This window comes from Sphingobium sp. V4, assembly GCF_029590555.1.
Lineage (GTDB): Bacteria > Pseudomonadota > Alphaproteobacteria > Sphingomonadales > Sphingomonadaceae > Sphingobium.
On record NZ_CP081001.1, the window covers coordinates 2404629 to 2417190 of the forward strand.

Sequence of the window (12562 nt, forward strand, 5' to 3'; positions counted from 1 at the left end):
CGCACATATGAAGAAGGCCGCGCTTTTCCTGTCCGCACTCGCTACGCTCCTCCCGACGATGGCGAGTGCGGAGCCCGTCCTGCTGATCTCGATCGACGGGCTGCGCCCCGGCGACGTGCTGGACGCGGACAAGCGCGGCCTTGCCATCCCCCATCTGCGCCGATTCCTGAAGGACGGCGCCCATGCCAGCGGCGTGACGGGCGTGCTGCCGACGCTCACCTACCCCAGCCACACGACGCTGATGACCGGCGCCGCGCCCGCCCGGCACGGCATCGTCGCCAACAACAGCTTCGATCCGACCGGCATCAACCAGGGCGGCTGGTACTGGTATGCGCAGGACGTCAAGCTGCCGATGCTGTGGGAGGCCGCGCGCAAGGCGGGCCTGTCCACCGGCAATATCCACTGGCCGGTCAGCGTCGCGGCGAAGGGCGTGACCTGGAACCTGCCGCAAATCTGGCGCACTGGCCATCCCGACGATGCGAAGCTGCTCGACGCACTGGCGACGCCCGGCCTGAAGGCGGAACTGGAGGCCAGGATCGGCCAGCCCTATGCCATGGGCATCGACGAAAGCCTGCCCGGCGACCAGCTGCGCGGCCGCTTCGCCACCGCACTGATCGCCGCGCACAAGCCCGATTTCCTGACCGTCTACCTGACCGCGCTGGACCATGAACAGCATGAGCAGGGACCCGACACCCCGCAGGCTAAAGCGGTGCTGGAAAAGATCGACGCCATCGTCGGCGACCTTGTCGCAGCGGAACTGAAGGCGCATCCCGACGCGGTGGTCGCGCTGGTCAGCGACCATGGGTTCGAAGCGACCCACAGCGCGCTCAACCTCTATCGCCCCTTCATCGACGCCGGCCTCATCACCCTGGGGAAGGATGGCAAGGTCGCCTCCTGGCTCGCCATGCCGTGGATTTCCGGCGGGTCGGCCGCAATCATGCTCGCCCGCCCGGACGACCAGGCGCTGGCGGCGCAGGTGAAGATCGTGCTCGACCGGCTCGCCGCCAATCCCGCCAACGGCATCGCCACGGTCGCCGACCGGGCGCAGGTCGCTGCCATGGGCGGCAACCCGCAGGCCAGATTCACCCTCAATCTCAAGCCCGGCTTCGTCACCGACATCTATCGCGGCCCGACCGCCCCCATCGTCGCACGCAGCGCGGTCAAGGGAATGCACGGCTATTTCCCCGGCCCGGCCAATCTCCGCTCCACGCTGATGCTGATGGGCAAGGGCGTGGCGCCGGGCAAGGATCTGGGCGAGGTCGACATGCGGGCCATCGCCCCCACCCTCGCCAGGATCATGGGCGCGACGCTGACCGGCGCGGAACAGCCGCCGCTCGACCTCGGGCGCTAGGACCGGACGTGGAGGACGGGGGAGGATTGCGGAATGGCTTCTTGCACATCGTCATTCCCGCGACCCGAAGGCCGGCCGCAGGCCAACGCGTGCAGCCATCTCCACCTCCGCGGGGACGACGAGATCGGGTGGGTTGAGACCCTATCCGTTTCCGACATCCCGGCATAAGCTGGGATCGCCCTTCTCTTTGACGCATGTCGCCAGAAAAAGTGAAATGCCAGCCGTCGCCGGCAGGACGGGAATGCGCGCCTCCAGACCGTTAAACCTCGCCCCCGAACCGACCTCAAGCCGCAACCCATCGTTTCCGCCTGAGCTAATGGACTTCATTCCGCGCGCGCCATAATTTCGCCCCCTGTTCAACCGGGGTTCCTTCATGCCGCAACGCTACAGTCTCACCGCCATCATCCTGCACTGGGCGATCGCCGCCCTGCTCGCCTTCCAGATCGCGGTCGGCTGGGCGCTGGAGGATCTGGGCGCGCGCGGCTTCTCCCTCTACCAGCTACACAAGTCGGTCGGCATGACGATCCTGGCGCTGACCCTCGCCCGCATCGCCATCCGCTACTGGAAGCCGCGCCCCGCAAAGCTGGAGGGCGGCTGGCAGGGCGCGCTCGCCTCGGGCGTGCATGTCGGCCTCTACGCCTTCATGCTGGGCGCGCCGCTCACCGGCTGGGCGCTGGTGTCCACCGCCCGGGTCAAGGTGCCGACCCTGCTCTTCGGCATGCTGCCCCTGCCCCATCTTCCCCTCCCGGCTGGGAGCCACGCCGTTGCGGAAAATGGCCATGGCCTGCTCGCCTGGATCGGCATCGCCCTCGTGCTGCTCCATGTCGCGGGGGCGCTGCGTCATCATGTGATGATGCGCGACGGCCTGATCTGGCGCATGGTGCCCGGCCGCTCGACCGCGCTGCTGCTGGCGTTGCCCGCGCTGATCCTGGTCGGCTTCGTCGCCGGCCGCGCGATCCTGCCCGCCCCGCAGGCCGCGCCCGTACCGGCACCGGTCGCGGAAGACGTCGACACCGAACCCGACACCAGCAACGTCGCCATGGCGCAAGCCGTCAACGCCGCCGCCGCACCCCCCGCCACCGCAGCGGCCAACGCCATCGAAGCCGCCACGGAGCAACCCGTTGGCCCGCCCCCGGCCTGGACCGTTCAGCCCGGCGGCCGCATCGGCTTTTCGGTCGGCAATGATGGCGACACGATCAGCGGCAGCTTTGCCCGATGGACCGCCCGCATCGTCATGGACCCCGACCATCCGGAAAGCGCCGACATCCAGGTGTCGATCGACATGGCCTCTGCCAGCGTGGGCGACGCCTACAAGGACGGGATGTTGCCGGGCGACGAATTCTTCGCCACCGCCGCCCACCCGACCGCGACCTTCGTGGCGAAGGGCGCCGAAGCGACCGGCCCCAACCGCTATCGCGCCAGCGGCACTCTGACCCTCAAGGGCGTATCGAAGCCGCAGGCGATCCGCTTCGCCCTGTCGGGCAAGGACGCCACCCGCAAGGTGTCGGGCAGCGCCACCATCGCCCGCAGCGCCTTCGGCGTCGGCAATGGCGACAGCAGCACCGGCCTGACGCCGCAGGTGGCCGTCACCTTCGACTTTGCGGCCCGACGGAAGGACTAATCCCGCCGCGCACTGGCCCGGCGCCCATGGAAGGGCTATGGGTGCGACCCGGACAGGCGTGGTTCAGCATCGCCTTGTTACGGGCGGGCAACAACGACAATTTGCAGGATAATATGATGCGCGCGCTCCCGATCGCGTTGGCGGCAGCCGCCCTCGCCGCCACGCCCGCCCCTGCGGCCCGCCCTTCGGCGCCCGCTTCGGGTAGTGGCGCCTTCATGTTCGAAACCGGCGCGACCCTGCTTTCCAAATGCCGCAACAAGGCGCCCGAATATGGGCTGGCCTGCACCGCCTATATCGTCGGCGTGGTGGACGGCATTCGCAAGGACGCCTTCATCGGCCGGGGCCGCCCGGTCTGCTGGCCCGACCGCATGGGCGCGGACGAGGCGCGCCGCATCATCGTCGCCTATCTCGAACGCTGGCCCGACCAGCGCAAGGCGCCCGCCTCCGTGCTGGTCAGCGTGGCCCTCAACGAGCGCTATCCCTGCCAGAAATAGAGGGCGCCGATCAGCCTGATCGGGACAAATCATTGCGCATTTCCATGGTCGAAATGGTACATTCTTGCCTTGCCGCCCGCAGGCGCGTAGGTGCGGCGCCTATTTTATCTTGTGCGAAGGAGACTCGACGTGGCGGCGAAGTGGACGCCGGATAGCTGGCGGAGCCAAAAGGGCATCCAGATGCCCTTTTATCGGGATGCGGGGGCGCTTGCCTCGGTAGAGGCCCAGCTTGGCCAGTTTCCGCCGCTCGTCTTTGCGGGCGAGGCGCGCAACCTGAAGGCCGACCTGGCCAAGGTCGTCAATGGCGAGGCCTTCCTGCTCCAGGGCGGCGACTGCGCCGAAAGTTTCGCGGAGTTCCATCCGAACAATATCCGCGACACCTTCCGCGTGCTGCTCCAGATGGCGGTCGTCCTGACCTTCGCGTCGAAGCTGCCGGTGGTGAAGGTCGGCCGCATGGCGGGCCAGTTCGCCAAGCCGCGCTCGGCCGATACCGAGACGATCGGCGGCGTGGAGCTGCCCAGCTATCGCGGCGACAATGTCAACGACATCGCCTTCACCGCCGAATCGCGTGAGCCGGACCCGGAACGGATGATCCGCGCCTACAACCAGTCGGCCGCGACGCTCAACCTGCTGCGCGCCTTCTCGACCGGCGGCTATGCCAGCCTGGAACGGGTGCATGGCTGGATGCTCGATTTCATGGGCCGCAGCCCCTGGGCCGCGAAGTTCGAGGCGATGGCCGACCAGATCGGCCAGGCGCTCGACTTCATGCGCGCCTGCGGCCTCCATGCCGACACCGTGCCGCAACTGGGCGGGACCAGCTTCTACACCAGCCATGAAGCGCTGCTGCTGCCGTTCGAACAGGCGCTGACCCGGCAGGATTCGCTGACCGGCGACTGGTATGACACCTCCGCGCACATGCTGTGGATCGGCGACCGCACCCGCTTCGAAGGGTCGGCCCATGTCGAATATCTGCGCGGCATCGGCAACCCGATCGGCATGAAGTGCGGCCCCAGCCTCGAGCCGGACGCGCTCCTCCGCCTGCTCGACATATTGAACCCGTCGCGCGAGGCAGGGCGCATCACGCTCATCACCCGCTATGGCCATGACAAGATCGAGGCGGGCCTGCCCAAGCTGGTGCGCGCGGTGCTGCGCGAAGGCCATCCGGTGGTCTGGTCCTGCGATCCGATGCACGGCAACGTCATCAAGGCGGCCAATGGCTACAAGACGCGGCCGTTCGACCGCATCCTGGCCGAAGTGCGCGGCTTCTTCGCCGTCCACCGCGCCGAGGGCAGCTTCGGCGGCGGCATCCACGCGGAAATGACCGGCCAGAACGTCACCGAATGCACCGGCGGCGCCATCGCCATCACCGACGAGGGGCTGGCCGACCGCTACCACACCCATTGCGACCCGCGCCTCAACGCGGCGCAGAGCCTGGAGCTGGCCTTCCTGCTGGCCGAGATGCTCAACGAGGAACTGAAGGAACGCCGCGCCGCGGCCTGACGAACGAGCCGGGGCCGGATCGCAACGATCCGGCCCCGATTGCTTTCAGGTGGCCTGGATTGCCGCCGGACGGACATTCGGGTGGATTGCGTAACGGCCGCTCTCCGGGTCGCGGGAATAACGGAACGGGTGGATAGGCGACTGACTGGTTTCAAGATTTAGCCGCGCATTGCAGACGTTCAAGATCGATGCGATCAACGCCATATGATGGCTCTTGATGATTTTACCTTACCTATGATCGGCCACCCAGCATGGGGAGCCAGACAAGGTTATGGCAGCTTTTTGACCTTCGAGTTTGGTGATCCCAAACTAACGGTTCAAGAATGGCGCTCGGAGCAGCAAGGATTTCGACGGCAGGCCTACGTTCAGGGGCGGTGGCACATTTGGATTTATTGCTGCGAATGGCGTGTATTGATTAATGGTCAGCCAATCGCGTGGAGCGAGGATAGCCGAGATGATATTTTCCGCGCCACTGCCAACCTCGATGGGCAGAAACTGACCAATATTTCGGTATTCCCTGCCGCTGGCCGATCCAGATTTGAATTTGATCTCGGTGCCGCTCTTGAAACGTGGGCAGTCGGCGATGATCCAACTACCGAACAATGGTTTATCTATGGGCCAGATGCCGTCTTCGCCTTTCGCGCAGATGGTCAATATAGCCTGCACCCAGCGGATACGCCGCCTGACATGAAACGATGGAAACCGCTCACCTAAACGTCTGCTATCAGACTCTAATCTGTTCACCACCTATGACCTGCATTGGTCGCTTCCTGCCATTCCTACAATCGTCATGCCGGGCTTGACCCGGCATCCCGCTTTTCTTCGCTCAAATGAAGAAGCGGGATCCCGGCTCAAGGCCGGGATGACGGTGAAGGATGGTCGTTTGCGGAAATCCGCAACTCCATCCCTCGCCCCTGCGCCCTCGGCAAAAACCCTTCCAATGTAGGATCTTCTCTGATCTATCCTGGCGGATGGAACAGCCTGCCGCTCCCCTGCCGCCCTTGCTGGCGCCGTGCCGCATCGCCCGGTGCCGCGCCGCTGCCGCGCGGGCGGAGCGCAGGCGCGTCGGGGACGCGTCGCGGGCGCTTTGCGGAGGCTTTTCCGGCAAAATTGCGACGTCGGTGTGAACTTCGCGGGACGAGCGCCGGCGTCCGTCGAACGGCGAAAATCTCAGCCGCGCGCCAGCGCCCGTTCCACCACCAGCGCATAGATGCGCGTCAGGTCGCGCAGATCCTGCACCGCCACCGCCTCGTCCAGCTTGTGCATGGTCGCATTGTTCAGGCCGAACTCCACCACCGGGCAGAGACGCGACAGGAAGCGCGCGTCGGACGTGCCGCCGGTGGTGGACAATTCCGCCTCCACCCCGGTCACGTCGCGGATCGCGCCGCGCACCAGGTCGGACAGGGCGCCCGGCTGGGTCAGGAAGGATTCGCCGCTGATCCGCGCCTCCACCGTGCCGCCCTCGGTCGCCGCGATGGCCTTGATCCGTTCGATCAGCGATGCGCCGCTATGCTGGTCGTTGAAACGGATCGAGATGCGCGCCGTCGCCTTGCCGGGGATGACATTATGCGCGGCATTGCCGACCTCCAGGTCGGTGATCTCGATATTGCTGGGCTGGAACCAGTCGGTCCCCTCGTCCAGCACCTCCGCCTCGATCGCCGTCAGGATGCGTACCAGCCGGGGGATCGGATTGTCGGCCAGATGCGGATAGGCGACATGGCCCTGGCTGCCCGCGACGCTGATCCACATGTTGACCGACCCGCGCCGGCCGATCTTGACCACGTCGCCCAGCCGCGCCGACGATGTCGGCTCGCCCACCAGGCATAGGTCGGGGCGCAGGTCGCGCGCCGCCATCCGGTCCATCAGCGCCAGCGTGCCATGGACCGCCGGACCTTCCTCGTCGCCGGTGATGATCAGGCTGATCGTGCCGGGCAGGTCGTCGGGCAGGTCGGACAGCGCCGCCACGAAGGCGGCGATCGATCCCTTCATATCCACCGCGCCCCGGCCGTAGAGCAGGTCGCCGCGCATTTCCGGCGCGAAGGGGTCGCTGGTCCAGCCCGGCCCGGGCGGCACCACGTCCAGATGCCCGGCAAACGCGAAATGCGGTCCCGCGCCCGTGGTGCGCCAGGCGAGCAGATTTTCGACCGGCCCGTCGGGCGCGGCCCCCGTGACGAAGCGGTCGACAGTGAAGCCGAGCGGCGCCAGCATTGCCTCAAGGGCCGTAAAGACTTCGCCGGTGGCGGGTGTTACCGAAGGGCAGGCCATCAGGCGCTGGGCCAGGGCCACGACGGTGTCATGGGGCATATCGGGGTCTTTGGGGCTGGTCATGCTCATGCCGCCGCGTTAGCGAAAGCCGTGCCCGTTGGCCAGCGGCAGAAGGAGGATGAGGCCATGCCTCGCATCGATCTGGACAGCATCGCCCCGGTAAACAGCACCGGCTACCCGAACGCCCATGCCGGCATGGTCAGGGAAAGATGGGTCCGGCGGCTGGGTCCGGTGAGCGGACTGTCCGATTTCGGGGTCAGTCATGTCGTGCTGAAGCCCGGCGCGGCCTCTTCCCACCGGCACTGGCATGAGGATGAGGATGAATTCATCGTGGTGCTGGCGGGCGAGGCGGTACTGGTCGAGGACGACGCGCGGACCCTGCTGCATCCGGGCGACATGGCGGCCTTCCCCAAGGGCGAACCCAACGGCCATCATCTGGTCAATGAAAGCGGCGCGGATTGCGTGCTCCTCGCCTTCGGCCGTCCGCCATCGGGCGATTGCCATTATTCGGACGTGGACATGCTATGGTCGGGCGGAGCCTACCGCCACAGGGATGGGAGCAGCTATTGACGGGAATGATGGAACGCCGCGCGTGGATGAAGAGCGCGGCCATGGCCGCCATGCTGGCGGCGGCGCGGACGCCCGCTTCGGCGGCCACCACAGGACTGATCCTGCCGCCCCGCCTGCGGCAGGGCGATATGGTCGGCCTGATCGAGCCGGCGGGCTTCACCGACGATGCGTTCGACCTCGACCTGGTCAAGGAAACGATCAGCGCCATGGGGCTGCGGCCCAAGCCCGCGCGCCATCTGGCGGACCGCCACGGCTATCTGGCGGGCACCGATGCCGATCGGGCGGCAGACGTGAATGCGATGTTCGCCGACCCGGAGGTGCGCGCGGTGTTCGCGGTGCGCGGCGGCTGGGGATGCGCGCGCATCCTGCCGCTGCTCGATTTCGCCACCATCCGCAAAAATCCCAAGCTGCTGGTCGGCTTTTCCGACATTACCGCGCTGCACCTGGCCTTTGCGGCGAAGGCGGGTTTCACCACCATCCACGGCCCCAATGCGTCGAGCAGTTGGGGCAGCTATAGCTGGGAGGCCTTCCGCTCGGTCGCGTTCGACGCCGGGACGCCGACCTTCGCCAACCCGCAGGGGCATGAGGACCGGCTGGTGCAGCGCGCGGGCCGCATCCGCACCTTTCGCCCCGGCACGGCGCGGGGCAGGCTGCTGGGCGGCAACCTCACCGTGCTGGCGGCGCTGATGGGGACGCCATGGCTGCCCGATTTTTCCGGCGCGATCCTCTTCATCGAGGATATCAGCGAGCAGCCCTACCGGATCGACCGGATGCTGACCCAGTTGAAGCTGGCCGGTATGCTCGACAGGCTCAAGGGCGTGGTGTTCGGCCAGTGCAGCGATTGCGGCCCGGCCGGCGCCAGCTATGGCGGCTTCACCCTGTCGCAGGTGCTGCAACAGCATCTGGAACCGCTCGGCATTCCCGCCTTTCAGGGCGGCCAGTTCGGCCATGTCGCCAACCAGTATAGCCTGCCGCTGGGCGTGCAGGCGGAAATGGATGCAACGGCGGGCACGATCCGGCTGCTGGAGCCGGCGGTGGCCTGAGCGGTCAGGGACGTTCGTCCCAGCGGACCAGCCGGACGGCGCCATCCGCTTCGACGATGAACTCGCCGAACGCCCCGGTCCGCAGCTTGCGCGGTGGCAGGCCCAGCGCCAGGAGGGCGAAACGGGCCGCGCCATTGCTGGTGACGAGCAGGTCGACCCCCTCGCGCTGCTCGGCGAAGACGGCGCGCCAGGCGGCAAGGCGTGCTTCTGCGTCGACGATCCAGCCGTCGGGCGCGACGCCCTGCTCTTCCCACAGCGCCAGCGCCGGCGCGCCGATCCGCGCCGTCACCTCGGCTTCGGACCGCCCCTCGTCCGGACCATGATCGATCTCGCCCAGCCAGTCGCGCGCACCGTCAGGCGCATGACCCGTCGCCGTCGCGATCGCCTGCGCCGTTTCGCGGGCGCGCAGCAGCGGGCTGGACAGCATGCGGCCGATCCGAATGCCCTCCCCGGCGAACCAGCCACCCAGCCTTTCCGCCTGGGCGCGGCCGCTCTCCACCAGCGGAATGTCGGTGCGCGATCCGATCCGGCGCGGCTCCTCGCCGCTGGTGAAGGTATTGCCGTGGCGAATGACGAAGATACGGCGCATGGCGGTCAGAGCGGCGGCGTGGGATCGCCATGCTCGGCGATCAGCCGTTCGACGCGGTCGATGTCGGCCTCGGTATCGATGCCCGAACTGTCGAACCGCGGCGGATCGACCGCGACGGTCATGACGGGGATGCCCATTTCCAGCAGCCGCAACTGCTCCAGCCCTTCGAGCGTTTCAAGCGCGGTCGGCGGGCACGCCTCGAAGCGGCGCAGCGCGTCCAGCGCATAGCCGTACAGGCCGACATGGCGCCACACCGGCGAGAGCGGCTGGCTGGCGCGCAACCTGTCCTCGTCGCGGATCGCCGGAATGATGGTCTTGGAAAACCAAAGCGCCCGGCCGTCAGGCGCGCGCGCGCAACTGGTGCCGCTGAAGGGCGAGCGCGTCTTGTGATCGCGCAGCGCGTCGAGCGCCGCCCAGTCGAGCGCGATCACCGGCGTGGCAACCTCAGCCCCGTGCTCCAGCGTCGCGATGACCGCGCCGAGCGCGCCTTCCGGCTGGAAGGGCGAGTCCCCCTGGAGATTGATGACGAACTGCGGCGCCTGCGCCCTGGCCAGCGCCGCGGCCAGGGCCCGGCCCGATCCGGTCGCAATCGCGCTGTCGGTCATGATCGCCGGGCAGCCGACAGCCTGCGCATGATCGGCGATTTCCGCGTCATCGGTCGCGACCACCAGCGCGACATCGCTGCGGCCCGCGATGGCCGCGCGGGCCATCGCGATAGTGCGATGCAGCAGGCTGCGGCCGGCGATCAGCCGTAGCGGCTTGCGCGGCAGGCGGGTCGATCCGGCACGCGCAGGAATGACGACAAGATGGTTCAGACGACCCCGGCGTGCAGCAGGTCGTGCATGTGGAGCGCGCCCTTCAGCCGGCCATTTTCACACACGAAAAGCAGCATGATATTACGCTCATGCATCATGTGCAGCGCTTCGGACGCCAGTTCGTCGGGCGCCACCGACTGGGGCGTCGTGGTCATGAAACGGCCGACGGATTCGGTCAGATTCTGCTTGCCCGTGACGGTGCGACGCAGGTCGCCATCGGTGAAGGCGCCGATCAGGCGACCGCTTCGGTCGATGATCGCCGTACCGCCCAACCGGCCGCGCGTCATTTCGATCGTCGCGTCCAGCAGCGATGCGTCCTCGCTGACCTTGGGCACATTGTCGCCCGTCGCCATGAGTTCGCGCACCTTGAGCAGTTGCGCGCCGAGGCGGCCATTGGGATGGAATTTGTAGAAATCGTCGGCGGAGAAACCGCGCATCTCCATCAGCGAAATGGCAAGCGCGTCGCCAAAGGCCATCTGTACCGTGGTCGACGTGGTCGGCGCCAGCGCATTGGGGCAGGCTTCCGGCACGTCCGGCATCAGGACGCAGATATCGGCCGCCTGCGCGACCGTGCTCTGAGACCGGGCGGTCATGCCCAGCAGCGGAATGGCGAAGCGCTTGCAATATTGGATGATGGGGCCGAGTTCGGTGGATTCACCCGAATGGGACAGCATCAGAACGACGTCGTCCGGAGTGACCATGCCGAGGTCGCCATGGCCCGCGTCAGCGGGATGCAGGAAGATGGCGGGCGTGCCGGTCGAGGTGAGGGTCGCCGTCATCTTGCGCGCGACGATGCCGCTCTTGCCGATGCCGGTGACGATCACACGGCCCCGGACATTCATCAACACGCCGACGAGGCGGAGAAAATTCGCGGCGAAATCCCGTTCGCTGAAGCGGGCTTCCAAAGCATGAAGGCCGCTGGCGGCGATCGAAAGGCTTCGACATGCGGATTCGACGATACGTCCGCCGGAGCCGAAAGGCACGATCTTAGATGGTGATGTCGACACTCGCTTGCCCTTTTTTCCGCCTGTTCCCCGAGCCTCCACTCAAAGGAACCGGCGGCGACGAACCGCCGAATTCGGCGTGTCGTCTTTCCACGTTTCGCGACCTCCTGCCGGCCTGTAGCCAGATCAGTGCGCCTGTCTACGCCGTTTCAGCAAGTTATGGCAATCCATTTTGCAGATGCGAAGGGTCGCGCCGGCAAAAAATACCGACGCCAACATTTTGGAAACACGGCAGAGCGACCGAGCATGACGACGAGCCGCGCATCTTTTTTGCCGCTCATGCGTGGTGCAGCATCACCCCGCCCGGTGATAGGCCCGATACCATTCGACAAAGCGCGGCACGCCCGACTCGATCGCGGTGGTGGGGGCAAAGCCGATATCCTGCGCGATGGCGCTGATGTCGGCGAAGGTGGCATGGACGTCTCCGGGCTGCATCGGCTGGAAGTCGATTTCGGCCTTGCGGCCGATCGCATCCTCCAGCACGGCGATGAGGTGCATCAGTTCCTCGGGCCGGTTGTTGCCGATATTGTAAAGCCGGTGCGGCGCGCGACTGCCGCCCGCCTTGGCCGCGCCGTCATCGGCGGGCGGATGATCCAGGCAGCCGATGATGCCGGTGACGATATCGTCGATATAGGTGAAGTCGCGCTGCATCCGGCCATGGTTGAACACCGGGATCGGCTCCCCGGCCAGGATTTTCGACGTGAAGATCCACATCGCCATGTCAGGACGCCCCCAGGGGCCATAGACGGTGAAGAAGCGCAGGCCCGTCATCGGAATGCGGAAAAGATGGGCATAGGTTTCGCTCATCAGTTCGTCGGCCCGCTTGGTCGCCGCGTAGAGCGAGACGGGGTGATCGGCCCGATCCTCGACCCGGAAGGGCAGGCTGTCATTGCCGCCATAGACCGATGAGGAGGAGGCATAGACAAGATGCCGCACCCGCCTCTCCCGCGCCAGTTCGAGCATATTGACATGCCCCGCCAGGTTGGAACGGACATAGGCGTGCGGATTGATGAGGGAGTAGCGCACTCCCGCCTGGGCGCCCAGGTGGACAATCGCCTCGATCACCTGGTCGTGCAGCGCAGCCTGAACCGCGTCCATGTCCGCAAAGTCCAGTTCATGGAAGGTGAAGAGCCGGCCATGAGCCTGATGCAGCGCATCGAGCCGGGCGCGCTTGAGCGATACGGGATAATAATCATTGAGATTGTCGATGCCGACGACGGCATGACCCTGCGCCATCAGCCGGTCGGCGACGTGCATACCGATGAAGCCGGCTGCGCCGGTGACAAGAATCGTCATGCCATTTCTCTCCG

The 12562-nt window shown here is 66.5% G+C and carries 13 protein-coding genes; 7 read left to right on the top strand and 6 right to left on the bottom strand.

All coding sequences use genetic code 11. From position 1 onward, the window contains the following. Positions 1-7: 7 nt before the first annotated feature. The 4 genes from K3M67_RS11985 (at position 8) to K3M67_RS12000 (ending at position 4966) form a co-directional block, all read left to right on the top strand. Positions 8-1351 carry an alkaline phosphatase family protein gene (locus K3M67_RS11985; protein WP_285831567.1) on the top strand — a complete coding sequence of 448 codons (1344 nt, stop codon included), beginning with the start codon at positions 8-10 and terminating at the stop codon, positions 1349-1351. A 373-nt stretch (positions 1352-1724) separates the two neighbouring features. After that, entirely contained in the window at positions 1725-2972 is a 1248-nt protein-coding gene (locus tag K3M67_RS11990) for a YceI family protein (RefSeq protein WP_285831568.1), read from the top strand. A gap of 116 nt (positions 2973-3088) precedes the next feature. Then, complete coding sequence (locus tag K3M67_RS11995) at positions 3089-3466, top strand: Rap1a/Tai family immunity protein (protein WP_325232349.1); 378 nt, start codon at positions 3089-3091, stop codon at positions 3464-3466. A 129-nt stretch (positions 3467-3595) separates the two neighbouring features. Then, positions 3596-4966, top strand: coding sequence for a class II 3-deoxy-7-phosphoheptulonate synthase (locus K3M67_RS12000; RefSeq protein ID WP_285831570.1), 1371 nt, complete (start codon positions 3596-3598; stop codon positions 4964-4966). Between the two features lie 45 nt (positions 4967-5011). Here the strand turns inward: K3M67_RS12000 and K3M67_RS12005 are convergent, their stop codons facing one another. Further along, the gene (locus K3M67_RS12005; RefSeq protein ID WP_285831571.1) at positions 5012-5170 is read right to left on the bottom strand and encodes a hypothetical protein; all 159 of its coding nucleotides are present in this window, start codon (positions 5168-5170) and stop codon (positions 5012-5014) included. On the opposite strand from K3M67_RS12005, the gene K3M67_RS12010 reads away from it, so the two are divergent. Beyond that, entirely contained in the window at positions 5171-5680 is a 510-nt protein-coding gene (locus tag K3M67_RS12010) for a hypothetical protein (protein ID WP_285831572.1), read from the top strand. Positions 5681-6136: 456 nt separating this feature from the next. Here the strand turns inward: K3M67_RS12010 and dapE are convergent, their stop codons facing one another. After that, entirely contained in the window at positions 6137-7294 is a 1158-nt protein-coding gene (gene dapE, locus K3M67_RS12015) for a succinyl-diaminopimelate desuccinylase (RefSeq protein ID WP_502958904.1), read from the bottom strand. A 63-nt stretch (positions 7295-7357) separates the two neighbouring features. Between dapE and K3M67_RS12020 the strand changes: the two genes are divergently transcribed. Next, entirely contained in the window at positions 7358-7801 is a 444-nt protein-coding gene (locus tag K3M67_RS12020) for a cupin domain-containing protein (protein ID WP_066865371.1), read from the top strand. Between the two features lie 5 nt (positions 7802-7806). Next, positions 7807-8844 (top strand): S66 peptidase family protein, encoded by a 1038-nt coding sequence (locus K3M67_RS12025; protein ID WP_285832936.1) that lies wholly within the window; start codon positions 7807-7809, stop codon positions 8842-8844. Between the two features lie 4 nt (positions 8845-8848). On the opposite strand, the gene K3M67_RS12030 is transcribed toward K3M67_RS12025, so the two are convergent. The 4 genes from K3M67_RS12030 to K3M67_RS12045 all read right to left on the bottom strand — a co-directional run bounded on the left by K3M67_RS12030 (position 8849) and on the right by K3M67_RS12045 (position 12548). Then, entirely contained in the window at positions 8849-9433 is a 585-nt protein-coding gene (locus tag K3M67_RS12030; RefSeq protein ID WP_285831574.1) for a histidine phosphatase family protein, read from the bottom strand. 5 nt (positions 9434-9438) lie between these two features. After that, positions 9439-10248, bottom strand: a complete 810-nt coding sequence (gene kdsB, locus K3M67_RS12035) for a 3-deoxy-manno-octulosonate cytidylyltransferase (RefSeq protein ID WP_285832937.1) — start codon at positions 10246-10248, stop codon at positions 9439-9441. Next, the gene (locus K3M67_RS12040) at positions 10245-11090 is read right to left on the bottom strand and encodes a KpsF/GutQ family sugar-phosphate isomerase (RefSeq protein WP_285831575.1); all 846 of its coding nucleotides are present in this window, start codon (positions 11088-11090) and stop codon (positions 10245-10247) included. The genes kdsB and K3M67_RS12040 overlap by 4 nt, the downstream gene beginning before the upstream one ends. A 456-nt stretch (positions 11091-11546) precedes the next feature. Continuing rightward, positions 11547-12548 carry an NAD-dependent epimerase/dehydratase family protein gene (locus K3M67_RS12045; protein ID WP_066865382.1) on the bottom strand — a complete coding sequence of 334 codons (1002 nt, stop codon included), beginning with the start codon at positions 12546-12548 and terminating at the stop codon, positions 11547-11549. Positions 12549-12562 lie beyond the last annotated feature (14 nt).